Origin of the sequence: Micromonospora sp. WMMD1128 (genome assembly GCF_027497235.1) — a bacterium.
GTDB lineage: Bacteria > Actinomycetota > Actinomycetes > Mycobacteriales > Micromonosporaceae > Micromonospora.
Genome location: NZ_CP114902.1, coordinates 1,449,849 through 1,475,146, shown reverse-complemented (window position 1 = coordinate 1,475,146; position 25,298 = coordinate 1,449,849). Strand labels below are relative to the sequence as shown.

26 protein-coding genes are annotated in these 25,298 nt (G+C 71.7%); 11 read left to right on the top strand and 15 right to left on the bottom strand.

Features of this window, described 5'->3' with window-relative positions:
- Positions 1-22 precede the first annotated feature (22 nt).
- The gene (locus tag O7602_RS07135) at positions 23-901 is read left to right on the top strand and encodes a deoxyribonuclease IV (protein ID WP_281587421.1); all 879 of its coding nucleotides are present in this window, start codon (positions 23-25) and stop codon (positions 899-901) included.
- A gap of 257 nt (positions 902-1,158) precedes the next feature.
- Here O7602_RS07135 and O7602_RS07130 read toward each other — a convergent pair whose 3' ends face one another.
- The 4 genes from O7602_RS07130 to O7602_RS07115 form a co-directional block, all read right to left on the bottom strand.
- Entirely contained in the window at positions 1,159-2,193 is a 1,035-nt protein-coding gene (locus O7602_RS07130) for a GntG family PLP-dependent aldolase (RefSeq protein ID WP_281587420.1), read from the bottom strand.
- Positions 2,186-3,592: a 3-deoxy-7-phosphoheptulonate synthase class II gene (locus O7602_RS07125; RefSeq protein ID WP_281587419.1), complete on the bottom strand. Its 1,407-nt coding sequence runs from the start codon at positions 3,590-3,592 to the stop codon at positions 2,186-2,188. Before O7602_RS07125 ends, O7602_RS07130 begins: the two co-directional genes overlap by 8 nt.
- A gap of 79 nt (positions 3,593-3,671) precedes the next feature.
- A complete protein-coding gene (locus O7602_RS07120; protein WP_281587418.1) occupies positions 3,672-4,157 on the bottom strand; it encodes a hypothetical protein in 486 nt (161 codons plus the stop codon).
- 207 nt (positions 4,158-4,364) lie between these two features.
- On the bottom strand, positions 4,365-6,008 hold the full coding sequence (locus O7602_RS07115) for a glycosyl hydrolase family 18 protein (protein WP_281587417.1): 1,644 nt from the start codon (positions 6,006-6,008) through the stop codon (positions 4,365-4,367).
- 144 nt (positions 6,009-6,152) lie between these two features.
- Between O7602_RS07115 and O7602_RS07110 the strand changes: the two genes are divergently transcribed.
- Positions 6,153-6,641 (top strand): glutathione peroxidase, encoded by a 489-nt coding sequence (locus tag O7602_RS07110; protein WP_281587416.1) that lies wholly within the window; start codon positions 6,153-6,155, stop codon positions 6,639-6,641.
- A gap of 61 nt (positions 6,642-6,702) precedes the next feature.
- Here the strand turns inward: O7602_RS07110 and O7602_RS07105 are convergent, their stop codons facing one another.
- Together O7602_RS07105 and O7602_RS07100 are read right to left on the bottom strand one after the other, a co-directional pair.
- Entirely contained in the window at positions 6,703-7,509 is an 807-nt protein-coding gene (locus O7602_RS07105; RefSeq protein WP_281587415.1) for an SGNH/GDSL hydrolase family protein, read from the bottom strand.
- 284 nt (positions 7,510-7,793) lie between these two features.
- Complete coding sequence (locus O7602_RS07100) at positions 7,794-8,144, bottom strand: DUF2203 domain-containing protein (RefSeq protein ID WP_281587414.1); 351 nt, start codon at positions 8,142-8,144, stop codon at positions 7,794-7,796.
- Positions 8,145-8,465: 321 nt separating this feature from the next.
- Here O7602_RS07100 and O7602_RS07095 point away from each other — a divergent pair, with 321 nt between their 5' ends.
- On the top strand, positions 8,466-9,299 hold the full coding sequence (locus tag O7602_RS07095) for an exonuclease domain-containing protein (protein WP_281587413.1): 834 nt from the start codon (positions 8,466-8,468) through the stop codon (positions 9,297-9,299).
- 10 nt (positions 9,300-9,309) lie between these two features.
- Here the strand turns inward: O7602_RS07095 and O7602_RS07090 are convergent, their stop codons facing one another.
- The 4 genes from O7602_RS07090 to O7602_RS07075 are packed head-to-tail and all read right to left on the bottom strand — an operon-like array spanning position 9,310 to position 11,305.
- Positions 9,310-9,873, bottom strand: a complete 564-nt coding sequence (locus O7602_RS07090) for a PIN domain-containing protein (RefSeq protein ID WP_281587412.1) — start codon at positions 9,871-9,873, stop codon at positions 9,310-9,312.
- 10 nt (positions 9,874-9,883) lie between these two features.
- Positions 9,884-10,375, bottom strand: a complete 492-nt coding sequence (locus O7602_RS07085) for a helix-turn-helix domain-containing protein (RefSeq protein WP_281587411.1) — start codon at positions 10,373-10,375, stop codon at positions 9,884-9,886.
- A 46-nt stretch (positions 10,376-10,421) separates the two neighbouring features.
- Entirely contained in the window at positions 10,422-10,973 is a 552-nt protein-coding gene (locus O7602_RS07080; protein ID WP_281587410.1) for a hypothetical protein, read from the bottom strand.
- Complete coding sequence (locus O7602_RS07075) at positions 10,970-11,305, bottom strand: hypothetical protein (protein ID WP_281587409.1); 336 nt, start codon at positions 11,303-11,305, stop codon at positions 10,970-10,972. Before O7602_RS07075 ends, O7602_RS07080 begins: the two co-directional genes overlap by 4 nt.
- A 266-nt stretch (positions 11,306-11,571) precedes the next feature.
- Between O7602_RS07075 and O7602_RS07070 the strand changes: the two genes are divergently transcribed.
- The 4 genes from O7602_RS07070 (at position 11,572) to O7602_RS07055 (ending at position 14,479) form a co-directional block, all read left to right on the top strand.
- Entirely contained in the window at positions 11,572-12,423 is an 852-nt protein-coding gene (locus O7602_RS07070; protein ID WP_281587408.1) for a DUF5919 domain-containing protein, read from the top strand.
- Positions 12,399-13,220 (top strand): inositol monophosphatase family protein, encoded by an 822-nt coding sequence (locus O7602_RS07065; RefSeq protein ID WP_281587407.1) that lies wholly within the window; start codon positions 12,399-12,401, stop codon positions 13,218-13,220. The genes O7602_RS07070 and O7602_RS07065 overlap by 25 nt, the downstream gene beginning before the upstream one ends.
- A gap of 65 nt (positions 13,221-13,285) precedes the next feature.
- Positions 13,286-13,750 carry a hypothetical protein gene (locus tag O7602_RS07060; RefSeq protein WP_281587406.1) on the top strand — a complete coding sequence of 155 codons (465 nt, stop codon included), beginning with the start codon at positions 13,286-13,288 and terminating at the stop codon, positions 13,748-13,750.
- Between the two features lie 9 nt (positions 13,751-13,759).
- Positions 13,760-14,479, top strand: a complete 720-nt coding sequence (locus tag O7602_RS07055) for a 5-formyltetrahydrofolate cyclo-ligase (protein ID WP_281587405.1) — start codon at positions 13,760-13,762, stop codon at positions 14,477-14,479.
- Positions 14,480-14,540: 61 nt separating this feature from the next.
- Here O7602_RS07055 and proC read toward each other — a convergent pair whose 3' ends face one another.
- From proC to O7602_RS07035, 4 genes are all read right to left on the bottom strand, one after another.
- The gene (proC, locus tag O7602_RS07050) at positions 14,541-15,299 is read right to left on the bottom strand and encodes a pyrroline-5-carboxylate reductase (protein WP_281590180.1); all 759 of its coding nucleotides are present in this window, start codon (positions 15,297-15,299) and stop codon (positions 14,541-14,543) included.
- 136 nt (positions 15,300-15,435) lie between these two features.
- Positions 15,436-16,464, bottom strand: coding sequence for a 6-phosphofructokinase (locus O7602_RS07045; RefSeq protein WP_281590178.1), 1,029 nt, complete (start codon positions 16,462-16,464; stop codon positions 15,436-15,438).
- Positions 16,465-16,643: 179 nt separating this feature from the next.
- Complete coding sequence (locus O7602_RS07040; protein WP_281587404.1) at positions 16,644-17,147, bottom strand: pyridoxamine 5'-phosphate oxidase family protein; 504 nt, start codon at positions 17,145-17,147, stop codon at positions 16,644-16,646.
- 82 nt (positions 17,148-17,229) lie between these two features.
- On the bottom strand, positions 17,230-17,727 hold the full coding sequence (locus O7602_RS07035) for a polyadenylate-specific 3'-exoribonuclease AS (RefSeq protein ID WP_281587403.1): 498 nt from the start codon (positions 17,725-17,727) through the stop codon (positions 17,230-17,232).
- Between the two features lie 246 nt (positions 17,728-17,973).
- Here O7602_RS07035 and O7602_RS07030 point away from each other — a divergent pair, with 246 nt between their 5' ends.
- A complete protein-coding gene (locus tag O7602_RS07030; RefSeq protein WP_091059444.1) occupies positions 17,974-18,666 on the top strand; it encodes a Crp/Fnr family transcriptional regulator in 693 nt (230 codons plus the stop codon).
- Between the two features lie 66 nt (positions 18,667-18,732).
- On the opposite strand, the gene O7602_RS07025 is transcribed toward O7602_RS07030, so the two are convergent.
- Complete coding sequence (locus O7602_RS07025) at positions 18,733-18,936, bottom strand: hypothetical protein (RefSeq protein WP_281587402.1); 204 nt, start codon at positions 18,934-18,936, stop codon at positions 18,733-18,735.
- A 185-nt stretch (positions 18,937-19,121) separates the two neighbouring features.
- On the opposite strand from O7602_RS07025, the gene O7602_RS07020 reads away from it, so the two are divergent.
- The 3 genes from O7602_RS07020 (at position 19,122) to O7602_RS07010 (ending at position 25,286) form a co-directional block, all read left to right on the top strand.
- Positions 19,122-22,604 (top strand): adenylate/guanylate cyclase domain-containing protein, encoded by a 3,483-nt coding sequence (locus O7602_RS07020; protein WP_281590176.1) that lies wholly within the window; start codon positions 19,122-19,124, stop codon positions 22,602-22,604.
- A gap of 267 nt (positions 22,605-22,871) precedes the next feature.
- Positions 22,872-23,705 (top strand): DUF308 domain-containing protein, encoded by an 834-nt coding sequence (locus O7602_RS07015; protein ID WP_281587401.1) that lies wholly within the window; start codon positions 22,872-22,874, stop codon positions 23,703-23,705.
- A gap of 162 nt (positions 23,706-23,867) precedes the next feature.
- Positions 23,868-25,286: a trehalose-6-phosphate synthase gene (locus tag O7602_RS07010; protein WP_281587400.1), complete on the top strand. Its 1,419-nt coding sequence runs from the start codon at positions 23,868-23,870 to the stop codon at positions 25,284-25,286.
- Positions 25,287-25,298 lie beyond the last annotated feature (12 nt).

The following is a 25,298-nucleotide window of genomic DNA, read 5'->3' as shown; positions in this document are numbered from 1 at the left end:
AGTCGCGAACGAAGATGGACCCGTGAGCCCGGCGCACGGGGTCGGCGACCGCCGCCGGGTGGGCTCGCACACGCCCACCTCCGGCGGACTGGCCCGCGCCGCGCTGCCGTACGCGGAGGCAGCCGGCTCGGAGGTGGTGCAGGTCTACGTCTCCAATTCACGCGGCTGGGCGCTGCCGGCGGGCGACCCGACCCAGGACAGCCTGTTCCGCGACGGCTGCGGCGAACGTGGCCTGCCCGTCTTCATCCACGCCTCGCTGCTGGTCAACCTCGGCTCCCCCACCCCGGCCACGGTCGCCCGCTCGGCGGAGACGCTTGCCCACGCGCTGCGCCGGGGCCGGGCCATCGGCGCCGAGGGCGTGGTGTTCCACGCCGGCAGCTCGGTCGACGAGGGGCACGCGGAGGCGGCCTTCCGGCAGGTCCGGGCCTCGCTGCTGCCGCTGCTGGACGAGTCGGCCGCCGTCGGCGGGCCGATGCTGCTTGTCGAGCCGAGCGCCGGGGGCGGCCGGTCGCTGGCCTCCCGGGTCGAGCACCTCGGCCCCTACCTGGACGCGGTCGACCGGCACCCCATGCTCGGCGTCTGCTTCGACACCTGTCACGCCTGGGCGGCCGGGCACGACCTGGCCGCCGAGGGCGGCATGACCGCCGCGCTGGACACGCTCGTCGCCACCGTCGGCGCCGACCGGCTACGACTGGTGCACGCCAACGACTCGAAGGACCTGTGCGGCTCCACCCGGGACCGGCACGAGAACATCGGCAAGGGCAGCATCGGCGAGCCGGCGTTCGCCGAACTGATGCGTCACCCCGCGACCGCCGGTGTCCCGGTGCTGGTGGAGACCCCGACCGAGAAGCACGTCGGCCACGCCGCCGACATCGCCACCCTCAGACGTCTTCACCCCTGACACCACTCCCCGTCCGGCCCCGCCCCGGCCACTCCGGCCACTCCGGCCACTCCGGCCACTCCGGCCACTCCGGTTTGATCATGAAGTTGACGGCATCGAATCGGACAATTCGCGCCGCCAACTTCATGATCAACCCGGCCCAGGCTCGGCCCCGGCCCGGCCCAGGCTCGGCCCCGGCCCGGCCCGGCCCAGGCTCGGCCCAGGCTCGGCCCCGGCCTGGCCCGGCCGGGTAGTGGGAGGGGTGGGAGGGGTGGGGGTCAGGCGGCGCGCAGGATGGTGGTGAGGATCTCGGCGGCGCGGTCGGTCTGGGCGTCGGTGACGTCCAGATGGGTGACCAGCCGGGCGGTACGCGGGGCGAGCACCGAGATCAGCAGGCCCTCCGCCCGGGCGGCAGCCGCGAGGGCGTGCGCGTCGAGCGGGTGCTTGGTCAGGTCCAGCGGCACGATGTTGGTCCGCACGCCGGTCGCGAGCACCCCGTGCGGTGCGACCGCTTCGGCCAGCCGGGCGGCCTTGGCGTGGTCGTCGGCGAGCCGATCGACGTGGTGCGCCAGCGCGTACCGGCCGGCTGCGGCGAGGATGCCGACCTGCCGCATGCCGCCGCCCATCCGCTTGCGCAGGAACCGGGCCCGGGCGATCTTCTCGGCGCTGCCCAGCACCAGCGATCCGACCGGCGCGCCGAGGCCCTTGGAGAGGCAGACCGACAGCGTGTCGAAGAGCGCGCCGTACTCGGCCAGCGGCACCCCGTCGGCCACGTGCGCGTGCCAGATCCGGGCGCCGTCGCAGTGCAGGGCGAGCCCGTGTTCGTCGGCGACCGCGCGCAGCCGGCGCAGCGTGGACAGCGGGATCACCCCGCCGCCACCCCGGTTGTGGGTCTGCTCCACCGCGATCGCCCGGGTGGGCACCGCGAAGTAGCCGTCCGGCCGGATCATCCCCACGACCACGTCGGGGTCGATCTCCGCGCCCACCGCCGGCCAGGTCCGCGACGAGATTCCGCCGTACGCCGCCGCGGCGCCCACCTCGTACGTGACCACGTGCGCGTCGGCGTCGCAGAGCAGTTCGTCGCCGGGTGGGACGAGCAGTTGCAGGGCGAGCTGGTTGGCCATCGAGCCGCTCGGGGCGAACAGCGCCGCCTCGTGCCCGAACCGGGCGGCCACCTCGGCTTCGAGCGCGACGACGGTCGGGTCCTCACCGTAGACGTCGTCGCCCACCTCGGCGGTGGCCATGGCCTCGCGCATCCCCGGGGTCGGCCGGGTCACGGTGTCCGTCCGAAGGTCGATCAACGCGTCAGCCACGGAGCATCTCCGCGACCAGGAAGGCCAGCTCCAGCGACTGCTGGGTGTTCAGTCGCGGGTCGCAGGCGGTCTCGTACCGGCCGGGCAGGTCGAGGTCCTCGATGCCCTGGGCGCCGCCGAGACACTCGGTGACGTCCTCACCGGTCAGCTCGACGTGCAGGCCGCCCGGGTGGGTCTCCAGGCCGCGGTGCACCTCGAAGTAGCCGAGCACCTCGTCGACGATCCGGTCGAAGTGTCGGGTCTTGTAGCCGTTGGAGGACTCGTGGGTGTTGCCGTGCATCGGGTCGCACTGCCAGACGACCTTGGCGCCGGCGGCGGTGACCTTGGCGACGATGGGCGGCAGCGCGTCCCGGACCCGGTGGTTGCCCATCCGGCTGATCAGGGTGAGCCGGCCGGGCACATTGTCCGGGTTGAGCTTCTCGCAGAGCTCGATCGCCTCGTCCGGGGAGGTGGTGGGGCCGAGCTTGACGCCGATCGGGTTGGCGATCCGGGAGATGAAGTCGATGTGCGCGCCGTCGATCTGCCGGGTCCGCTCGCCGATCCAGAGGAAGTGCCCGGACAGGCCGTACGCCTTGCGGTCGGAGATCCGGGTCAGCGCCCGGTCGTACTCCAGGGCCAGGGCCTCGTGGGAGCAGTAGAGCGTGACCGTGCGCAGCGCCTCGTCGTCGGTCATCCCGCAGGCGCGGATGAGCGCCAGCGCCCGGTCGATCTCCCGGGCGATCGCCTCGTAGCGCTCGCCGGCCGGGGACCGCCGGACGAAGTCCTTGTTCCAGTCGTGCACCGCGTGCAGGTCGGCCAGCCCACCGGCCAGGTACGCCCGGAGCATGTTCATCGCGGCGGCCGAGTTGGCGTACGCCCGGATCATGCGTTGCGGGTCGGCGACCCGCGCCTCCGGCGTGGTCTCCAGCGAGTTGATCATGTCGCCGCGGTAGGCGGGCAGGCCGCGCGCGTCGGTGGGCAGGGACCGGGGTTTGGTGTACTGGCCGGCGACCCGGGCCACCTTGACCACCGGCAGCGACGCGCCGTAGGTGAGCACGATCGCCATCTGGAGCAGGGTGCGGGCGTTCGCCAGCAGGTGGCTCTCGGTGTTGTCGACGAAGGTCTCCGCGCAGTCACCGCCCTGGAGCAGGAACGCCTTGCCCTCGCAGACCATGGCCAGCCGCTGCCGCAGCTGGTCGACCTCGTAGGGCGCGACCACCGACGGCACCGTGTCCAGCACCGTGCACACCTCGGTGACCTGCGCCGGATCGGTCCAGGGCGGGGTCTGCGCACGTGGCAGCTCCCGCCAGCGGTCGAGGCCGAGGGCCACGTCCTCGGCGGAGTCGGCGGTCGGGCGGCTGGTCTGCAGACCGGGGCTGCCCACGGCGGGGTGACTCAGCTGATGCCACTCTTGGCGCATACCCGAGAGCGTACGGCGATCGTCCGGGCACGTCTTCCCGAGGGGGACGGTTCCGGTGGGTGGGAGACCGGCGGCCGGGTCAGGGCGTGCCGCTCGGCGGGGGCGAGTTGCCGCCCGGCGCCTCGCCGGCGATGCACCAGTCCGCGCCGGTGCGGGTGACCGTGAACAGCAGCGCGCGGTCGGCCTTTCGGGAGCCGGCGGCCACCGTGATCACGGCGCTCACCTCCTGGCCCTTCGAGCCGGTGCGGACGTCGGTGATGGCCGCCTGCGGCACCGTGAAATGGTCGGCGAAGTCGCCGTTCGGGCCGGTGGCGGCGGCGTCGAAGGCGGCCTGCATGGGCGCGCAGAGCTGGCTGCGGCCGGCGTCGGCGTCCCGCGCGGCCAGCGCGTCCAGGTATGCCTGCACCCGCTCCCGGCTCTTGGCTGCGGCCTCCTCCGCCGGGGCCCGGCCGGTGGGTGCGGCAGGGCCGCCGTTGCCGTCGCCCACGCCGCAGCCGGCCAGGCCGATCGGCAGGAGCGCGAGCACGGCAAGTGCGGCCAGCGGGGTGCGGTGCTGGGGAGCCATCGACCCTCCTTCTCAGCGCGTACCGTTGGTCGGCGAGTGTGCCACACCGGCCCGCGCGGCGGCCGGCGACCTCCCCATCCTCGCTCCGATCGCCCCCGTTCGACCAGGGTGGCACGCGGGCGGGGAGGGGCCGGTGCGGCCCCTCCCCGCCGGGTGGGTGGTGCGTCGACCCTCGGCCGGGCCGAGGGGTGGTGCGTCGACCTCGGCTCAGCCGAGACCGCCCTTGATGGCGCCGATCAGCTCACCGTTGCTGGTGTCACCGGAGAGCTCCCAGAAGAACGCGCCACCGAGGCCCTGGCTGTTGGCGTAGCTCATCTTCCCGCCGATGGTGGACGGGGTGTCGTAGCTCCACCAGTTGCTGCCGCACTTGGCGTAGGCCGTGCCGCCGACCGTGGCGGTGGCCGGGCAGGTGTTCTTGAGGACCTTGTAGTCCTCGATGCCCGCCTCGTAGGTGCCCGGCGCCGCGCCGGTGGCGCTGCCGCCGGGAGCGGTCTGGGTCACGCCGGTCCAGCCGCGTCCGTAGAAGCCGATGCCGAGCAGCAGCTTGTTGGACGGCACGCCCTTGGACTTGAGTTTCTGGATCGCCGCGTCCGACCAGAAGCCCTGCTGCGGGATCCCGGAGTACGAGTAGAGCGGGGAGTGCGGCGCGGTCGGCCCCTGGGCGGCGAAGGCGCCGAAGTAGTCGTACGTCATCGGCATCAGCCAGTTGAGGTTCGACGCCGCGCCGGCGTAGTCGGTCGCGTCGATCTTGCCGCCGTTGCTGCCGTCGGCGGTGATCGCCGCGGTGACCAGGAAGCTGGAGCCGAACTTGCTCCGCAGCGCCGAGACCACGTTCTTGAACGCGTTCGGGCCGCTGGCGTCGCACTGGAGGCCGCAGGCGTTCGGGTACTCCCAGTCGATGTCGATGCCGTCGAAGACGTCCGCCCAGCGCGGGTCCTTGACCAGCGAGTAGCAGGAGTCGGCGAACGCGGCCGGGTTCTGCGCGGCCTGGGTGAAGCCGGCCGACCAGGTCCAGCCGCCGAAGGACCAGAGCACCTTCAGGTTCGGGTACATCTTCTTCAGCTTGCGCAGTTGGTTGAAGCTGCCGCGCAGCGGCTGGTCCCAGGTGTCGGCGACGCCGTCGACGCTGTCCGCCGCGGTGTACGCCTTGTCGTAGTCGGCGTAGCTGTCGCCGATGCTGCACCGCCCGCCGGTGGTGTTGCCGAAGGCGTACAGGATGTGGGTCAGCTTCGCGGCGGAGCCGCTGGTGTGGATGTTCTTGACGTGGTAGTTACGGCCGTAGACGCCCCACTCGGCGAAGTAGCCGACCACCTTCTTGCCGCCGGTGGGCGGCGTGGTGGTGGGCGGCGCCGTCGTGGTCGGCGGCTTCGTGGTGGGCGGCGCCGTCGTCGTGGGCGGCTTGGTGGTGGGCGCCGTCGTGGTCGGCGGCGCGGTGGTCGGGGTGCCGCCGCCGGCGCAGGCGCCGCCGTTGACGGTGCAGTTCGACGGACCCTTGTACGCGCCGGTGCCGTTGTAGCCCCAGTTGAAGCTGGCGCCCGGGGCGAGCGGCCCGGCCCAGCTCTTGTTGACCGCGACGTAGTGGTTGCCGCTGCGGGTCACGTCGGCGTCCCAGAAGGTGCCGATCGTGGTGCCCGACGGCAGGTCGAACTCGATGCGCCAGGTGTTCACGCTGGCGCTGGTGCCGTTGGTGACGGTCACCCGTCCCTCGTGACCGGTCCCCCAGTCCTGCACCTTGGTGAACGTGGCGGTGACGCTGCCGGCGGCCGAGGCGGTGGTCATCGGCACCGCGGCGGCCGCGAGCGCGACCACGGCGCCGGTGGCCCACACGGCCCGGCGGAGCGATCTCTTCATACGGCGTCTCCCCAAACAGTTAGGAAACTTTCCAAATTGATTGGTGAGACGCTACTCACGCCGTCATCAGTTCGTCAAGATGCAGCGGCGTCGATTTCGCGGGTGGCGCGGGGTGAGCCGGGCGTCGGCCCGTAGCCTCGTCCCATGACCGTTTTCGACGTGCAGATCGACGCCCTCACCGGCGGCCCGGCCGACCTCGGCCGCTATCGCGGCCAAGCCCTGCTGGTGGTGAACGTGGCCTCCCGCTGCGGCCTCACCCCCCAGTACGCGGGCCTTCAGGCGCTCGCCGACGCGTACGCCGGGCGCGGGTTGACCGTGCTCGGGGTGCCGTGCAACCAGTTCGCCGGCCAGGAGCCGGGCAGCGCCGCCGAGATCGAGGAGTTCTGCCAGGTGAACTACGGCGTGACCTTCCCGCTCACCGAGAAGGTCGACGTCAACGGCCCGGACCGGCACCCGCTCTACGCCGCGCTGGTGTCCACGCCGGACGCCGAGGGGCACACCGGCGACGTACGGTGGAACTTCGAAAAGTTCCTGGTCGCGCCGGACGGCGGCGTGGCCGCCCGGTTCGCCCCGCAGGTCACGCCGGACGACCCCGAGCTGCGGGCGGCGATCGAGAAGGTGCTGCCGGCCTGAGGGTACGACGCGGCGGCGCGCCTCCGGCCGGAGGCGCGCCGCTCACGGCCGAGTGCTCCGGTCAGCCGGCGGCGGACCGGAAGACCGGGTAGTAGCCGCCGGACTGCCCGGCCGTCGTCGGGTGGTAGGAGACGGTCAGGTTCAGCACGTTCAACGCGTGCAGCCACTTCTCCCCGTAGCTGCACAGCTGGTGGCCGACGAAGGCGGACCGCACGTCGGCGAACGTGAAGCCGGCGGAGGTGGCGGCCGTCCGGGTGATGTCGTCGACCAGGTTGATGCCCTCGTTGATCTTTGCGCGCGAGGTGGCGGTGAGCCCGACGCAGACGGTGCCGAGCTGGTAGAAGACCGGATAGCCGACCACCACGACGCGGGCCGAGGGGGCCCGACCCCGGATGCCGTTGTAGACGTTGGCGAGCCGGCCGGGCAGTTGGGCCCGGGCGGTGGTCATGGCCGAGTTCACCGCCGCCACGCACTGCGACTCGCCCTGGAGCACGCAGGTGCTCATGATGCTGGCGAAGCCGACGTCGTTGCCGCCGATGGTGACGCTGACGAGCGTGGTGGTCGAGGAGAGCGCGGAGAGCTGGCCGCTGATGACGTCCGCGGTGGTCGCGCCGGAGCAGGCGACCGAGCGGTACGAGGCGGGCCGGATGTTGGCGTTGTAGAGGGCCGGATAGGCGTTGCTGCTGCGCAGGCAGTTGCCGCTCTCGGAGGTGTAGCTGCCGGCGCCGACACCGGAGGCGTACGAGTCGCCGAGCGCGACGTACCGGTCGGACGGGGCGGCCTGGGCGGGCGCGGCGGCCAGGGTCAGGGTGACCCCGATCGAGGCGGCCAAGGTCAGGGCGAGGGTGGCAAGACGGGATCTCCGCACGTCGCACTCCTGGGGGTGGGAAGTGGTGGTGAGAGATAGATATCAATAAGATCACTAACCATGGAAGCTTGTCGATTCGCGACACTCGTCCATAGAGACTTGTCCATACAAAAGGCTGCGGTGGCCCCCGGCTACGAGGTGGTGCTCAAGCACCTCACCGGCCCCGGAGACACTCCGGGACCCGGTGGTCGTCGCGACCCCGCCGCGCGCCTACCGGCAGACGCCCGCCGCACCGCTCGCCGGGAACGACTCGCCGGGCCCGCTCAACTCGTCGGCGCGACCGCTCACACCGGACGGCGGCCGGCGAAGCCGCACTCGACCCGGTGGTACCAGCGGACGTCGGTGTCCCCCTCCAGCCAGCACCAGAGCACCGCCCGGCCGTCCCGTTCGCCGGGGAAGTCGAGCAGCACCGGGGCGATGCCCTTGACCTCGATGTCGTGCTGGTGGAACTCCTCGACCACAGCGTGCAGCCGGGCCTCCAGCGCCTTCACCTCGGCGAGCCCGCCGAGCACGCTGGCGCCGTGGTCGGCCAGGTCGACCCGCAACTCGGCGAGGTCGGCCCGACACCGGATCAGCTCATCGACACGGGGCTTGAGGGTGGCCACGAGGTGTCGCGCCTGGGCGAGAGTGAACACCGGGCCAGTATGGGGCACACGTTCGGTATCCGTCGCGTTGTCGAGCCCGACCTGTTCCCCGCAGGGCGAGACGCCTGACCAACGGATGTCGCCTAGCCGTCACCGGAGATGCCCGCGTCGCTGTCGGCAGGAGACCGCCCGCCAGACGGAACTGACGAAGGTCTGTCCCACACAGTCCACAAAGGTCATCAGATGACCCCGGCTGGTGGGTGCCGGCAGCGCGACCAATGACTCAGGATCTTGGGGCGCGCGGCCCTCCGCCGCTCATTCCCCGGCGTCGGCACGTATCGGTGCATCCGCATGACCAAACCAGGAGTATTCGTGATCAACAAGTTTCCCGGCAGTTGTGGCACGTGCCGACGGCGAGTGGAGGCCGGGGCTGGGCAGGCGATCAGGCTCGGAGCCGGCTGGACCACCTACCACGATCACTGCGCGCCGGTCGAGATGGCGCCGCCGCGAGGAGCCCACCGCGGTTGGCACGACATGCCGGTGGTGGGCTTCGACGTCGAGACCACCGGGGACGAGCCGATGGACGCCCGCATCGTCTCCGCCGCGCTCACGTACTCCGATGGCACGACGACGCGGTGGCTCATCAACCCGGGTGTGCCCATCCCGCCCCGCACCACCGAGATCCATGGGATTACCGACGAGATGGTCCGCAGCGCCGGGAGGCCGCCCCGGGAAGCGCTGGTCGAGCTGGGAACGGCCATCGAGAAGGTGATTGCCGACGGGACTCCGCTCGTCGCCTTCTGCGCCCACTACGACGTCACGACGTTGCATTCCGAGCTGGCCCGGCACGCCCTTCCGTCGCTGGACTGGCGCCGCGTCGTCATCATCGACCCGTCGATCCTGCACCAGGAGGTCGAACCTCACCGGTACGGTGGCCGGCAACTCGGCGACCTGTGCCAGTACTACGAGGTGAACCTCGGCTCCGCCCACGACGCCGCGAGCGATGCCCGCGCCGCCGTCGAGATGGCGGTGTCGATCGCGGCCCGACACGAACGCATCGCCCGGATGCTGCCCGACGACCTTCACCGAGCGCAGATCACCTGGTACGCCGCGCAGAAGCGGAAGCTTCAGGATTACTTCGACCAGCAGGGCCGCGACGAGACGGTCAGCCTGGAATGGCCGCTGGAAACTAAGCGACGCCGATAGGCCGCCACTTTTAACGACCTTCGGCCAGTTGACGAGAGACCCGGTGCGCGAACCGAATCGCTCGGCATCCGGCGAGGCCGCTCAGAATGTCGTCCACACTGAGCTTCGGCCGTCCGCCTCTGCCGGTGCCCTCTGCCTGCTGTACGACGATGTCCGTGAGCCGTTCCGGGTCATCGTCGTACAGCAGGCAAAGGAAGTCGTCCGGATGCAGCGCCTCGATCGCGTACGGTGCGAGGGCGTGGTCCGGGAAGTCGCGGAGGTTGGCGGTGACGATCACCTCCGCATCGGCGGTGACGGCAGCGGCTAGCACGTGGCGATCCTTGCGGTCATTGGTCATCTCGTCGATGAGGTGCTCATAGCCCGAAACCATCGCAGTAGGGAAGTGTTCTCGCATGACCTCGACCCTGCGTTCGGCCTTGACACCGAGCACCGACGGCGGCAGGTTCCGCCGGACCTCGTCGAGGATCGCCCGAGTCCAGTGCGGGCGGTACAGCTCCTGCTCGGCGCAGCGCAGCAGGGTATCGGCAAGCACACTCGGCACGAGGACGCAGGCGTCCAGCACGGCGACGATCATCAGTGGGCGGTCACTCGTCCGGCTGGTTGTCCGACGGCTGGCGGCCACGCCGAATCGCTTCGTCGTAGACGCCCATGTCGATCGCGTCCGCGGTCAACTCGTCCAGCGCCTCACGGCGCACTCTCGACCGACGTTCTTTGTAGGCCAGCACGTCGTGCAACGCGACCCGGCGGCTGGAGTTGGGGCGGGTGTAGGGCAGAATGCCGTCGTTCATCAGCTTGACCACCGTCGGGCGGGTCACACCCAGGATCGCGGCGGCTTCCCCGGTCGACAGCTCGACGTTCTCCGCCATCACCCGCACCGGCCGCCCCCGACCTAGGATCGACACGACTTCGGCGAGGGCCTCGCCCACCACGGGCGGCACGTCGACCGGTTCTCCGCCGTCAACGATCAGTTGCAGCCGCCGCCCCCGGAGCGATCGCCGGGCAAAGCGCCGCAGCTCGTCACCGTTGGGCGCCGATCCGCCTGCGGGTACAACCGTCACAAGATCCTCCGGCGTCATCGAATCCCTCACCACGATACCCGTTAAAGCGAAAAAAACGATAGTGTCAGCTCACAGAGTCGTTCGGCAGATGGATCCGACCGGCCGGGACACCGGCGGCGAGTAGCCGCAGCCGCGACCCGGCCACCATCGGCGGCGGTCCGCACACGTAGACCTCCTGGCCGGGCCGGTAATGGTCCAGCGCCACGGTGAGCGCGTCGCCCCGCTCCCCCGGCTCCGCACACGGATCATGCGAGAACGCCGGCACCACGTTCAGCCAGTCGTGCGCGCACTGGAGCTTGTCCAGGCTGATCGCGTCATAGAGATCGGCGAAGGCACGCGAGCCGACGACCATGATCACCCGCCGCCCGGCCGGAACGGCGGCGACCTGCTCGGCCAGGGCGCGCAGCGGCGCGAGCCCGGTGCCTCCCGCCACCAGCAGCAGATCCGCCCGCGAAGCCGGGTCGTCGCCACCGCTGGCCAGCCGCCCGAAGGCGGCGAGGAACACGGCCACCTCCCGCTGCGGCAACCACCCCCCGACTTCGCGCCAGAAGTGGTCGGCCGCCGCGTCGGCGTACCGCAGCACGATGGACCACGACGCGGCCAGGGCGGCGGTCATCCGGCGGCCTCGTCCGCGAAGGCCCGCCGGGCCGCATCCACCGTGCCGGCCGGCACATCCAGCGCCCACAGCACCCCGGCCAGATAGTCGACCACGCGGCGGTGCTGCTCCTCGGTCAGGCCCAGGCCGCGCCACGCCCCGGCCACCGGCCGGGCGATGTCGCCCGCCGGCCCGCCGAGCGCCACCGTGAGGGTCAGCGCCAGATGCCCGGCGAGCCGGACCCGATCAACCCCGATGAGGTACGGCGCCAGCTCGGCGTCCGCCGCCACCAACCGCAGCCAGCGGACCACCGCGACGCGCGCTTCAACGGGGTACGCCCCGAGCCCGCTCATGCCCGCCGCCAGGTGCCCGGGATCGTCTCCATCAGGAGTCCTTCCGTCGAGATCGCGAAGTGGAGGGGCACCGGGGCGGGCGGGGACGGCGGACACGCTGAGGGCCGCGCCCCGCCGGAGCAAGCACCCGCCCCGGGCCATACGTCCACCCTGGTCAGCCCGATGATTCTTCGGTACGACCACGCTCTGCACTTGCGCTGCACCAGTTCTGCACTCAAGCCGCTAAGCTGCTGCACGGCGGTCTCGAAGCGATCGAAGGCGAGCCGATGACGACCGTGCAGAAGTGGAGCGGACGGGAAACCCGAAAGCTGCGTCATGCCCTGCGGATGACGATCCGCGACTTCGCCGAGCACCTCGGTGTCAGTGAACGCACGGTGTCCAAGTGGGAGGCGGGCCGGGAGGGGGTGCAGCCCCGGCCGGAGATGCAGGCCGCCCTCGACACCGCGCTCACGCGGGCGGACGGCGAAGTGCGTCGGCGGTTCCGCTCGGGGTTGAGGTCGGCCGACACCATCAAGCTGCGGTACGACGGCGAGGCAGTGGAGACAGGCAATTCGCACGTTGTTCCTGCCGCACGCGTCGAACCGATTGCGGACGTCACGGCGGTCTACCGCAATCGAGCCGAACTCGCTGCGCAACTGCCCGCGGATCGCATCCTGGCGGGTGCCCGTGTCGTTCGAGCCATGGGTCTCTCCCTGAACCTGCTGTGCCAGCACTGTCCGGACCACCGCTGGCATCGACTCATCGAAGAGGGCGCACAGGTCCGCTGCCTGTTCCTGGACCCGGACGGCTCCGCGATCCGAGCCAGGGAGCACGAGGAAGGCTTCCCAGCGGGTCAGCTCGCGGCACTGACGAAGCTCAACATCGAGACGATGTTGCGGATGCGTAGCCGGTTGCCCGACGAGCTGCACGGCAGCGTCGAGGTCGGCATCTATGACGAGACACTTCGGTTCAACCTCCTCTTCGTTGACGATCTCTGCCTTGCCCAGGCATACCTGCCGACGAGTCGAGGGGTCGACTCGCCGACCTTCGTGATGCGGCGGCAGGACGCCACGACAGGGCTCTATCCGGTGTACGAGCAGGTCTTCGGCTCTCAGTGGGAGCGGAGCCGACCGCTGTGACCGCGTATCGTGACCTGCTGCCGATCGCCCTCGACGCGGTCGACCGGGCAGCCTCCTTCATGCAACGCCAGGTGCCGGTCGCCTCGACCAGCAAGGGCGACCGCGACCTCGTCTCGGAGATCGACTACGCGATCGAGCGAGACCTTCGCGCGTTCCTGCGCGACGCCACGCCGGGCATCGCCTTCCTCGGCGAAGAGGAAGGGGTCAGCGGCACCGGCGAGTGCCAATGGACGCTCGACCCGGTCGACGGCACGGTCAACTTCGTTCGCGGTCTCCCCCTGTGCGGCATCTCCCTCGGTCTGCTCCACGGCGTACGTCCGGTCCTCGGCGTCGTCGACCTGCCCTTCCTCGACGCTCGATACTGGGCTGCCGAGGGCTGTGGCGCGTTCGTGAACGGCCAGCCGATCAAGGCACGCGGCACGAAACGTCTGAGCGAGGCCATCGTCGGGATGGGCGACTTCGCCACCGGTTCGGATGCCGCGCACAAGAATCGGACCCGGTTGGCGCTGATGGCACGGCTCGCCGAGACGGTGCAGCGCGTGCGGATGAGCGGATCAGCGGCGGTGGACCTCGTCTGGTTGGCGGAGGGAAAGATCGACGCCGCCATCACCCTCTCCAACCACCCCTGGGACATGACAGCCGGGGTGGCCATCGTCCGAGAGGCGGGGGCCGTGGTCCTGGACACCAGTGGAGCCGACTACACCGCCGACTCGCTGACCACCCTCGCGATCACCCCGGGTCTGGTCGGTCAGATGTTGCCGCATCTTCAGGTCACCGGGACAACCGGCACGCCGTAAGGCTCACTCAAGCGACTCACGCCGCCCAACTCGCCTCTCACTGCGGGGACCACGCCTTGTCCGCCATGGCCCTGCTGCATGTCGGTGAGGCAAACGCGATGATGGGCGAGCGCTCGGCCTGCGAACGAGCCCTCAGCCAAGCCGAGAGCCACCTGGGCCGCGCGGACCGCGACGAGCCAAATGCGTCAGCCTCAGCCGGACAGCTCAACCGACTGGCTGGCTCCTGCTACCTCCACCTGGGTGAGCCGCAGCGAGCTCAATCCTTGCTCGAAGGCGTTCCCTCTGGCATTCAGAAGCGCCGGAAGTCGTATGCCATCGTCCTCGGAAATCTCGCGTTGGCTCGCCTTCGGCAGCACGACCTGAACGGTGCCACCGAGACGCTGCACCAGGTGATCGACGTAGTAGAGGAAACTCGCGGCGGCGGCGCGGTCAATGTCCTGTTCGCCGCCGGCCGAGAGCTGCGACCATGGCGCGACCGGCCGATCGTCCAGGAGATCATGGATCGGACGCTCGCGCTGATGTCGTGCTGAGGAGGCCACGTGGAGATTGAACAAGTGAAGCGCGAGGCACGCGAAGCCGTCTGGGCACGACTGGAGCAGGCCGGCCAGGCGCTTCCTCCCGGCGCCCACGGCCGTATCCCCAACTTCATCGGTGCCGAGCGGGCCGCCGAGCGGCTTGCGCAGCATGACTCATGGCGTAGGGCCAGCGTCATCAAGTCCAACCCGGACAAGGCCCAGTTGCCGGTGAGACTGCGAGCACTTGCCGACGGCAAGCTCCTCTACATGGCCGTGCCGAAGATCGCCGACGTTCGACCGTTCTATCTGCTCGACTCCACCAACCTGAACGCGGCTCCCGCCGACGTCGCGACTGGCGGCGGCGCAGCGGAACATGCGCCGAAGGTGGAGATCAGCGAGATGCGGCCGGTCGACCTGGTGGTGTGCGGCAGCGTCGCGGTCAACCGTGACGGCGTGCGGATCGGAAAGGGCGCCGGCTACTCGGACATCGAAGTTGCCCTGCTCACTGAGGCTGGCTTGGTCGGCCCGTCCACCATCGTCGCGACGACGGTCCACCCGTTGCAGATCGTTGACGGGCCGCTCCCCGAGTCGTCACACGATGTCGGCCTCGATCTGATCATCACCCCGGATGAGGTGATCGAGTGCCAACGACGGCAGCGCCCGACCGGCATCTACTGGGACAGCCTTAGCGCGAAAAAGATCGAGGCTATTCCGCTACTCAGGGCGTCCTCGACGCCGAAGTGAGGACAGCTGGCGCTGTAGATTTTGGCGGCAACCAGCACCGAACAGCCGAGGCGCACTCGCCTCAGACCTGGGCGGCCAACTCCCGGGCCCGGTCGCGGGCCGCCTCCAGCGCCGCCAGCATCGCCGCGCGTACCCCATGGTTTTCCAGCTCGCGGATCGCGGAGATGGTGGTGCCGGCGGGCGAGGTGACCGCCTCGCGCAGCTTCACCGGGTGTTCGCCGGAGTCGCGCAGCATCACCGCCGAGCCGATCGCGGTCTGCACGATCAGCTCGTGCGCCACCTGGCGCGGCAGGCCGAGCAGGATGCCGGCGTCGATCATGGCCTCGACCAGCAGGTAGAAGTAGGCGGGGCCGGAGCCGGAGAGCGCGGTGACCGCGTCCTGCTGCGACTCGGGCACCCGGAGCGTGGCGCCGAGCGGGGAGAACATCTCCTCCGCCAGGGCCAGGTGCGCGCCGGTGGCGTGCGCGCCGGGCGAGATGGCGCTCATCGCCTGGTCGACGAGCGCCGGGGTGTTGGTCATCACCCGGATCACCGGGGTGCCCTCGGGCAGCCGCCGGTTGAAGAAGCTGGTGGGCAGCCCGGCACAGAGCGAGATGACCAACTTGTCGGCGGGGACCTTGGGGCCGATCTCGTCGAGCAGCGCGGCGGCGTCCTGCGGCTTCACCGACACGGCGAGCACGTCGGCCTCGGCCACCGCGGTGAGGTTGTCCACCACCCGTACGCCGTAGCGGTCGGTCAGTTCCTGCGCGCGGGCCGGACGCCGGGCGGTGGCGAGCAGCCGCTCCACCGGCCAGCCGGAGCGGAGCAGACCGGAGAGCATCAGCTCGCCGATCTTGCCCGCGCCGATCACCGCTACCGTGTTCCCGCCCACCACGCCTCCTCGTCCGACTCCGACACCTGTTAAGCGGGGCCCCCGCCTATGCAGAAGGCGTTAAGCGGGGGCCCCTCCTTACATCTCAGCTGCCGAAGAAGACCTCGGCCTCGGTGTAGCGCTCCAGCGGCACCGTCTTCAGCTCGCGGGTGGCGTCGGCCAGCGGGACGCGGACGATGTCCGTGCTCTGCATCGCGACCATCTTGCCCCAGTCGCCCTCGTGCGCGGCGTCGATGGCCTGGAGGCCGAGGCGGGTGGCGAGCACCCGGTCGAACGCGGTCGGCGTGCCGCCGCGCTGGATGTGGCCGAGCACCACGGTGCGGGCCTCCTTGCCGGTCTTCGCCTCCAGCTGCTCGGCGAGCCACTGGCCGATGCCGCCGAGGCGGACGTGGCCGAACGAGTCGAGCTCCTGGTTGTGCAGCACCATCTGGCCGTCCAGCGGCTGGGCGCCCTCGGCGACCACCACGATCGGGGCGTACTGGTGCTGGAAGCGCTTCTCGACGTACCCGGCGACCTGCTCGACGTCGAACTGCCGCTCGGGCAGCAGGATCACGTTGGCGCCGCCGGCGAGGCCGGCGTGCAGGGCGATCCAGCCGGCGTGCCGGCCCATCACCTCGACGACGAGCGTGCGGTGGTGGCTCTCGGCGGTGGTGTGCAGCCGGTCGATCGCCTCCATCGCGATGTTGACCGCGGTGTCGAAGCCGAACGTGTAGTCGGTGGCGCCCAGGTCGTTGTCGATCGTCTTCGGCACGCCGACGACGTTGACGCCCAGCTCGTGCAGCTTGGTGGCGACGCCCAGGGTGTCCTCGCCGCCGATCGCGATCAGGGCGTCCACGCCCTGCGCGGCGAGGTTCTCCTTGATCCGCTCCACCCCGTTGTCGATCTTGAACGGGTTGGTCCGGGACGAGCCGAGGATGGTGCCACCGCGCGGCAGGATGCCCCGCACCTCCGCGATGCCCAGCGGCTTGGACAGACCCTCGAGCGGGCCCTTCCAGCCGTCCCGGAAGCCCACGAACTCGTGACCGTAGGTGGCGACGCCCTTTCGGACCACCGCCCGAATCACCGCGTTGAGACCAGGGCAGTCGCCCCCGCCGGTGAGCACGCCGATACGCATGATCCGCTCATCCTCCTGAGACATCGGGTGAAGCCCGGATAAGCCCCAGGATATGTGTCAGATCAGACCATCGGCGCCGTTGCCGGCCCGGGGCGGGCCGTCCGTGCGAACTGTAGTCGCCGCTGGTGCGGGCCGGCACCGCGCCCCGGGCCGTTTCCGACCGATGGTCGGCTTACCGGTCAGTAGCCGACCTCCTGGTTCTCACCCGCCTTCGGCGGCTTGCCGGTCACCGCCGCCTTGGCGAAGCCGAGCAGGTTGACCACCGTGCTGCCCGGCGAGTCCCAGTACTCGGCCGAGCCGGCGTGCACCCTGATCAGGGTGATCCCCGGCGTCTGGAGCCCGTCCGGGAACCACGCCTTGAGCACCGGGCTCCACAACTCCTTCGCGCGGGCGTCGTCCCACTCCTCGGTGGCGGTGCCGGCCACCGACACCCAGGCGTTGTGCCTCTGGTCGGAGAAACCCACGTTGACCTGCGGGTTCACCCTGATCTGGCGGATCTTCGCGGAGTCGGCGTAGGCGAAGAACCACAGGTCGCCGTCGAAGTCCGCCTCCTGCAACCCCATCGGCCGGCTGACCAGCCGGCCGTCCACGGCGCTGGTGGTGAGCAGGCAGATCCGAGCGTCCCGGATCAGCTCGGTGACCTTGCGCCGGGCGTCGGCGGCGTTTGTCGGCTCGTTGCTCATGGGCCCTCCTCGGATCGGCGTGATGCCGCCTCCGATGCCCCGGGCAGAACGGGTCAAACCTGCCGCCCTAGCCGGGCCTGCGCTAACGCGCGGTCATCGCCCGCCAGCGGGCCAGGTTGTGCCGGGCGTCGACGAGCGCGTCGTGCCGGTCGGCCTCGGCGTCCGGCAGCCGGGGCCGCCCCCGGTCGTCCCAGAGCTGGCGCAGTTCCTTGGTGAACCGGGGGATCTCCCGGGGCAGCGCCGGCATGGCGCCCCAGAGCTGGGCCAGCACCACGTGGTCGTACGCGGCGTACCAGGCCCACAGCTCCACCTGCTCGCCCGGGCGGTCCCGCACCGGCGCGAGCAGGAACTCGTGCAGGTCGTCCCGGATCCGCTCCCGGGACCGCCAGGCCCGGTCGGCCGGCGAGGGGAGCTTGTCCAGCACGTTGCGCCGCACCCAGGGCACGGCGCGGGAGTCGTCGAACTCGGTGGAGACCGCGTAGAACTCGCGGCCGTACTCGTCGACGACGCCGATCGACACCAGGTCGACGGTGCGGCCGTCCTCGATGAATTCGCAGTCGTAGAAATAGCGGTAGACCATCGCGCCCATCCTCGCCCATCGGCCCCGCCGGGCCGCCGTCGGGGCGTCCGCCGAGGTCGGCGCCGCACCGGTCGCGAGCCGCCATGGTCACGGAAGTGTCTCCGGGGGTGTACAGCACGCTACCGGGCCGTCATGATCTGATGTGTACCGCCGTCGGGCGCCGAACCGGTTGAGCTGCCTAATACCGGGACTGACAGCTTCACCCGGTGTGCGAGTGGTGACTTCTGACCGGGGAGGAGTTGAGCCGTGGAGTCTCGCCTGCCGGAGCCGGGTGACGCGCTCACGGGCGTGGAGATGTTCGCCGGGCTGGAGCCGGAGGTGCGGCAGCGGGTCATCGCTGCGGCCGTGCCCCGCACCTACCGCAAGGGGCAGTTGCTCTTCGTCGAGAACGATCCCGGCGAGTCGCTGATCGTGCTGCGCCGCGGCGCGGTGGCGGTGTTCCGCACCGCCCCCACCGGCGAACGGGCCGTGCTGTCGGTGATCCGACCACCGGACGTGCTGGGCGAGGTCTCGCTGCTGGACGCCTCGACCCGGTCGGCCTCGGCGGAGGCCATCGAGGACTGCGCGGCGCTGGCGCTGTCCCGCCCCGCCTTCATGGAGCTGGTGCACTCCAACCCGCGCATCCTCGACGCGGTGATGCGCTCCCTCGGCCAGCTGATCCGCCGGCTCACCGAGCAGAACGCCGACCACGTCTTTCTCGACCTGCCCGGCCGGGTGGCCAAGACGCTCGTGCGGCTGGCCGGCGAGAGCCAGGCCCCGATGATCACGATCGAGCTCAACCAGAGTCAGCTCGCCGAGATGGCCGGCGGCTCCCGGCAGAGCGTCAACCAGGCCATCGGCTCGTTCGCCAGCCGCGGCTGGCTGCGTACCGAAGGGCGCCGCATCGTGGTCACCGACGTGGCCGCGCTGCGCCGCCGCGCCGGCATGAGCGACCGCTGAGCGGTACGACGACGGGGCCCGGCGGTCGTCCCGCCAGGCCCCGCCGGGTGTCACCGGTCCGTCGTGTCACTTGTCCTTGCTGTCGGCCGGCGGCGCGCTCGGGCCGGGGCCGATCTTCGACGGGTCGGTCTTCTTCGACGGTGTCGTGGTGGTCGTCGTGGTCGTGGTCTCGGTCGATCCGCTGCCTGCGGGCTGCTCCACCATGCCTTTTTCCTCCAGTTCGGCGAGTGTGACGGCGTCCACGTCGACCGTGTCGCCCGAGGCCCACACCGTCCCTCGTGGATCGATCCATGGGGCGGAAAGCCGGACGTGCACGGCGCTCTCCCTGTCGACGGGACTTCCTGCTAGAGGAGACTAGACCCGGCCGAACAGCCGCATCGTCCCGTCGACCCGTCGGGTACCCGACTGGGGCGGCGGCGCGGCACACTGGGTACCTCACGCGTACGGAGCCGGACATCGACCTCACCTGTGGACACTGCACCCGGACCGCCGGGCCGGACGACCGCTTCTGCGGCGGGTGCGGCCGGCCGCTCGCGGCGGCCTGCCCGGGCTGCGGCCACGCCAACGACGCCGGCGCCAACTTCTGCACCAACTGCGGCCAGCCGCTGCGCGACCACGCGGTCGCGGTGCAGGAGGACCGCCGGCAGGTGAGCGTGCTCTTCATCGACATCGCCGACTTCACCACGTACGCCGAACGGGCCGACCCGGAGCAGGCCCGCGGCCTGCAACAGGCATACTTCGCCACGGTGCGCCGGCTGGTGCACCAGTACGGCGGCGTGGTGGAGAAATACATCGGCGACGCGGTGATGGCGTTGTTCGGCGCGCCGGTGGCCACCGACAACGACGCGCTGCGCTGCGTACGCGCCGGGTTGGAGCTGCAGCGGAGTCTGGCCCGGCAGCCGGCCGGGCCGCATCCGCCGCTCGGCTTCCGGGTGGGCATCGCCACCGGCGAGGCGCTTGTCGACCTGGCCGCGGCGCGCGACGGCGGCCAGGCCTTCGTCACCGGTGACGTGGTCAACACCGCGAGCCGGTTGCAGGCGCTGGCCCCGGTGGGCGGCGTGGTGGTCGACGAGAGCACCTGGGCGGCCACCCGGCGCGAGATGGAGTACGCCGACCGGCCGCCGGTCACGTTGCGTGGCCGGTCGGCGGTGAGCCGCATCTGGCTGGCCGTCCGGGCCCGGCCCCGGCGTGACCGGCAGGGCCCCGAGCTGACCCCGATGGTCAACCGGGACCACGAGCGCGGTCTGCTGGTCAGCGCGCTGCACCGCACCGTCACCGAGCGCACCTCCCAGCTCCTGACCGTCTTCGGTCCGGCCGGGGTGGGCAAGAGCCGGCTGCTGCGCGAGCTGGCCCGGCACGCGGCCAACCTGCCCGGCGCGCGGGTCACCTGGCTGACCGGTCAGTGCCCGCCGTTCGGCGAGAACGTCACCTACGCCGCCCTGGCCGACATCGTGCGGGGCTGGGCGGGGCTGGTCGGCGCCGACGACCCGGCCGCCAGCCGGGAGCGGCTCCGCGACCGGCTGGGCCGGCTCGCCGACCCGCACGCGGTCCGGCTGGCCGAGGCGCTGGGGCCCCTGGTCGGCGTACCCGGCGAGCGGCTCACCTCGGCCGAGACCGAGGCGGCGTGGCGGCGTTTCCTGCTCGCGCTGGCCGCGACCGGCCCCACCGTGCTCGTCTTCGAGGACATGCACTGGGCGGACGAGGCGATGCTCTCCTTCGTCGAACAGCTCGGCGCGGCGGCCCGCAACGTGCCGCTGCTCGTCGTCGCGACCGCCCGGCCGGAGCTGCGCGAGCGGCACCCGGCCTGGACCGGCACGATCAGCGGCGCGATGTCCATCTCGGTGCCACCGATGCACGACGGGGACATCGACACCCTCTACTCGCTGCTGCTCGGTCAGGCCACGCTGCCCAGCGAGGCCCGCGCGCCGCTCATCGAGTTCGCCGACGGCAACCCGCTCTACGCCCAGGAGTACGCCCGGATGCTGCTCGACGGCGGCCTGGCCGAGCGTACGGCGAGCGTGGCGCTGCTCGACCCGACGGGCGGCGCCGGGATGCCCCGCACCGTCCAGGCGGTCATCGCCAACCGGCTGGACCTGCTCGACCCGGCCGACCGCACGGTGCTTCAGGCCGCCTCCGTGGTCGGCGTGCAGTTCTGGGCGGCGCCGGTGGCGCTGGCCCTGGGCCGGCCGGTGGAGTGGGTGGAGCGGGCGCTGCATCGCCTCCAGCGGCGTGACCTGGTCTTCGAGCTGCCCAGCTCGACCATGCCCGGTCAGTCCGAATACCGGTTCCGGCACGTGCTGGTCCGGGACGTCTGCTACCAGCGGTTGCCGCGGGCGGAGCGGGTGGCCCGGCACCAGGGCGCCGCCGACTGGCTGGAGCAGCTCGCCGACGGCCGGCAGCACGACCTGGCCGAGGTCCTGGCCAACCACAGGTGGGCGGCGCACGAGATCGCCCGCACGGTGGGGCTCGACCAGGCCCCGCACGCCGCCGCCACCCGGTCGGCGCTGCACCGGGCCGCCCGCCGGGCGTACGAGCTGCACGCGCTGGAGACCGCGGCCACGCTTGTCGGGCGCGCGCTGAGCGTCGACTGCGGGCCGGACCCGGCGCTGGAGCTGTTCCAGGCCGAGCTGGCGTTCTATCGGGACCGCGACGGGTTCCTGGTCGACGGCGGCACGGCACGACTCACCGGCCTGGCCGGCCGGCTGGCCGACGCCGGCGATCTCCCCGGCGCGGCGACGGCGTGGCGCCTGCTGGCCACGGCGGCGTGGGCCCGGGCCGACCGGTCGGAGACGTTGCGCTGCCTGGACCGGGCGATCCGGCTGCACGCGGAGCTGCCGGACAGCGAGGACAAGGTCGGCGCGCTGCTGGAGCTGGCCCGGGCGCACATGTTCGACGCGCAGACCGAGCCGGCCTGCGTCGCCGCGAGCAGCGCCGCCGAGCTGGCCGAACGGCTGGAGCTGCGGGAGGCGCGGGCGAACGCCCGGATCACCCTGGCGGTGGCCCGCTACCAGGCGGGCGCCGAGGAGGCGTACGCCGAGCTGGCCGAGGTCACCGAGGAGTGCCGGGTGGAGCGGCTCACCAGCCGCCGTCGGGCGGTGCACAACCTGGCCTGGGCGTTGCAGGAGGAGGGCGACCTGGCCGGCTCGGCCCGGCTGGTCGCCGAGCAGCGGTCGCTGGACCTGGCCGGCCTGCACGGCCTCACGGTGACTTTCAGCGACCAGTGGACCCGGTCCTACTACAGCGGGGACTGGACCGCGGCGCTGCGGATGGCCGAGGGGTCGACCCGGCGCCCGACCGACGAGTGGGACCTGCACGTCGTGGCGATCTCCGGCTGGATCCGGGCGCTCGGCGACGGCCCGGCCGCCGACATCCCGACCGCCGCCGACGACGCGCCGGACCTGGTGGACCAGGCGCTTGTCGCGGCCCGGCGCAGCGGCTTCCACCGGGTGCTGCGGTCCACCGTGGCGCACGCCGCGCTCTGCCGGGCGGTGCAGGGTCGCCGGGACGAGGCGCTCGCGCTGCTCGCCGAGCTGGACGAGGACTGGCGGCGGACCCGGATGATCCCGTTCGCCGAGTGGGTGCCGGCGGTCGGTCACGTCGCCGGCCTGCTCGGCGGCGACGCGGCGGTCCTGGTGCGCGACCTGCTGGCCCGGGCCCCACGGGCGACCCGCTGGGCGCGGGCGGCCGGCCGGTCGGCCGACGCGGCGCTTGCCCACCGTGACGGCGACGCCGCCCGGGCGGGCCGGTTGTTCACCGCCGCGGCGCAGGACTACGCGGACATGAGCGACGTCACCGACCATCTCCTCGCGTCCGCCCTGGCGGTGCGGCCGTTGACCGAGACGGACCCGCCGGCCGCGGCGGCGACGCTGGCCCGGGTACGCGCCTTCGCGGAGCGGCACGCCGCCGTCGGCCTGCTCCGCATCGCGGCGGCCGGCTGAGCGGTCCGGATCCGTTACGACAGGTTTTCGGCTTTCGCGGAGAAGGTGACTTTTCGCGCTCCGGGGCCGGCTGCGGCGGTGGGGTACGGGTGAGATCCACCGGCGTTCCTTACCGCGCCGGGTCCGCCCAGGTGGGGCGGGGACCCGCCGAATCGGCCGGGAAGTGGGCAGGAACCCGTACGCCGCGCCACAACGCACTCCCGGAACCGGGTCCCGGCGTGTCAGGATTCAGGACACGACGTCAGGCCGTGGTGAAGGGGGTGTCCGGTGTCAGGGGGCGGGCCTCGCCGAGGACGGCGGGACAACGGGCTCGACGCGGCCGAGTACGCGGTCGCGGGCGACGTCGATCCGCGCGTCGGTGAGCACCTGCTCGACGTGCTCGCCGCCGGTGGCATCGCCGCCTACCTTCAACCCTCCGCCGACCTCAATCCGGTCACCCGCACCACCACGGTCCCGGCCCGCCCGGTCGACCGGCTCTACGTCGACCGATCGCACCTGAGGACCGCCCGGGACTACCTCACCCAGCTCGCCGACGAGGGTGGTGGCGAGCCGGCCCGCACCGACGAGCCCGACATCGAGGCCGAGTGGGCCAGGATCGTGGCGGGCTTCCACACCACGCCGACCGCCGGCAGCCACCCCTGGCCGGCCGCCGAGGACGTCGACGACCCGGCCGCGCCGGGTGGCGCCGCCGCCGGCCGCGCCGAGGAGCCGGCCGGTCCGACCGCCACCGACGTGCGCCGGCTGCCCTACGCGGCGGACGTCTCCGGCATCTCGGTGAGCCGCGACCGGCACGACGAGCCCTCCCTGCTGGACGGCCTGGACACGTTCGGCGCCGACCTGCCGGACGACGCGGAGGAGCACTACACCCCGCCCCCGCCGCCCCCGCTGCCGCGATTCTCGAAATACGCGGTGCTGGGCGTGCTCTCCATCGTCCTCGGCTTCCTGCTGTTCCTCTCCCCCACCGTGATGTCGCTCGTCGACCCGTCGGTGGTGACCCTGCTCGGCTTCACCGGCATCCTCGCCGGTTTCGTGATGCTCATCTGGCGGTTGCGCCCGGGCGACCGGGACGACCAGGATCCGGACGACGGCGCCGTCGTCTGAGCGGTGCCCGGATTGCGGGACGCCGCTCGCCCGAGCCGATCGGGTAACAGGGGTGTAACTTACGGTCAGTAGGAATACCGCTGAACGTCACCGTCCCGCACCGGCTGTCCGGTTCGCGCTCCGCTCCGGTCGCCGGCACCCCTGCTGAGCGGATTGCCCGAGATGCGACAGAGCCCCCTGGTGGTGGTGGCCAACCGCCTCCCCATCGACGACAGTGTGGCGCCGGACGGCGCCTTCGAGTGGCGCCGCAGCCCGGGCGGGCTGGTGAGCGCCCTGCACCCGCTGCTCCGGCACACGCCCGCCACGTGGGTGGGCTGGGCCGGCGGCACCGGTCCGGCGCCCGACCTGCCCGACGTGGACGGGGTCCGGATGCGCAGCGTCGCGCTCAGCGCGGAGGACTTCCGCGACCACTACGAAGGTTTCGCCAACGCCACCCTCTGGCCGCTCTACCACGACGCCGTGGAGCAGCCCGAATATCATCGCCGCTGGTGGGAGGCGTACCAGCGGGTCAATCAGCGCTTCGCCGAGGCCGCCGCCGAGGCGGCCGAGCCGGGCGGGCTGGTCTGGGTGCAGGACTACCACCTGCAACTCGTGCCGGGCCAGCTCCGCGCGCTCCGCCCCGACCTGCGGATCGGCTTCTTCCTGCACGTGCCGTTCCCGCCGCCGGAGCTGTTCATGCAGCTTCCCCGCCGGTCCGAGCTGCTGCGTGGGATGCTCGGCGCCGACCTGATCGGCTTCCAGCGGGCTCAGGCGGCGCACAACTTCGCCCAGCTCGCCACCAAGGTGCTCGGCCTGTCCGCGACCGACCGGCGGATCGGGGTCGACGACCGGGTGGTGCGCATCGGCGCCTTCCCGGTCGCCATCGACACCGCCGAGATGGCCGCGCTCGCCGCCCGGCCCGAGGTCGCCGAGCGGGCCAACCGACTGCGGCAGGACCTCGGCCGGCCCGAGAAGGTGATCCTCAGCGTCGACCGGATGGACTACACCAAGGGCATCGAGCAGCGGCTGAAGGCCTACCGCGAGCTGTTGGCGAGCGGCGACGTCAAGGTGCGGGACACCGTGCTGGTGCAGGTGGCGGTGCCCAGCCGGGACCGGGTGGCGCAATATCAGATCCTGCGCGACCGGGTGGAGCACCAGGTGGGCCGGATCAACGGCGAGTTCGGCCGGGTCGGCGAACCCGCGATCCACTACCTCACCCAGCCCTTCGACCGGGCCGAGCTGGTCGCGCTCTACCGGGTCGCCGACGTGATGGCGGTGACCCCGCTGCGCGACGGGATGAACCTGGTGGCCAAGGAGTACGTGGCGGCCCGGGTCGACGGCACCGGGGCGTTGCTGCTCAGCGAGTTCGCCGGCGCGGCGGCCGAGATGGAGCATGCCTTCCTGGTCAACCCGCACGACCTGGACGGGCTCAAGCAGGGGCTGCTCGCCGCGCTGCGGGCCGGACCGGAGGACGTGTCGGCCCGGATGCGCGCGATGCGGGAGCACCTGGCCCACAACGACATCCACGCGTGGGCGGCGTCCTACCTGAGCGCGCTCGAGGAGAGCGGGTCGCTCGTCGGCCGCCGCTCCGTCTCCCGCTGAGCCACCGCCCGG

Coding starts and splice junctions, on each gene's coding strand:
- O7602_RS07045 (WP_281590178.1), bottom strand. CDS start 16,464: ATGCGTATCGGCGTGCTCACCGGCGGGGGCGACTGCCCTGGTCTCAAC.
- O7602_RS07075 (WP_281587409.1), bottom strand. CDS start 11,305: ATGAGCGGGCTCGGGGCGTACCCCGTTGAAGCGCGCGTCGCGGTGGTC.
- O7602_RS07080 (WP_281587410.1), bottom strand. CDS start 10,973: ATGACCGCCGCCCTGGCCGCGTCGTGGTCCATCGTGCTGCGGTACGCC.
- O7602_RS07010 (WP_281587400.1), top strand. CDS start 23,868: ATGCGACAGAGCCCCCTGGTGGTGGTGGCCAACCGCCTCCCCATCGAC.
- O7602_RS07120 (WP_281587418.1), bottom strand. CDS start 4,157: ATGGCTCCCCAGCACCGCACCCCGCTGGCCGCACTTGCCGTGCTCGCG.
- O7602_RS07035 (WP_281587403.1), bottom strand. CDS start 17,727: ATGGTCTACCGCTATTTCTACGACTGCGAATTCATCGAGGACGGCCGC.
- O7602_RS07125 (WP_281587419.1), bottom strand. CDS start 3,592: ATGCGCCAAGAGTGGCATCAGCTGAGTCACCCCGCCGTGGGCAGCCCC.
- O7602_RS07070 (WP_281587408.1), top strand. CDS start 11,572: ATGACGACCGTGCAGAAGTGGAGCGGACGGGAAACCCGAAAGCTGCGT.
- O7602_RS07060 (WP_281587406.1), top strand. CDS start 13,286: ATGGCCCTGCTGCATGTCGGTGAGGCAAACGCGATGATGGGCGAGCGC.
- proC (WP_281590180.1), bottom strand. CDS start 15,299: ATGCTCTCCGGTCTGCTCCGCTCCGGCTGGCCGGTGGAGCGGCTGCTC.
- O7602_RS07115 (WP_281587417.1), bottom strand. CDS start 6,008: ATGAAGAGATCGCTCCGCCGGGCCGTGTGGGCCACCGGCGCCGTGGTC.
- O7602_RS07040 (WP_281587404.1), bottom strand. CDS start 17,147: ATGAGCAACGAGCCGACAAACGCCGCCGACGCCCGGCGCAAGGTCACC.
- O7602_RS07085 (WP_281587411.1), bottom strand. CDS start 10,375: ATGACGCCGGAGGATCTTGTGACGGTTGTACCCGCAGGCGGATCGGCG.
- O7602_RS07090 (WP_281587412.1), bottom strand. CDS start 9,873: ATGATCGTCGCCGTGCTGGACGCCTGCGTCCTCGTGCCGAGTGTGCTT.
- O7602_RS07110 (WP_281587416.1), top strand. CDS start 6,153: ATGACCGTTTTCGACGTGCAGATCGACGCCCTCACCGGCGGCCCGGCC.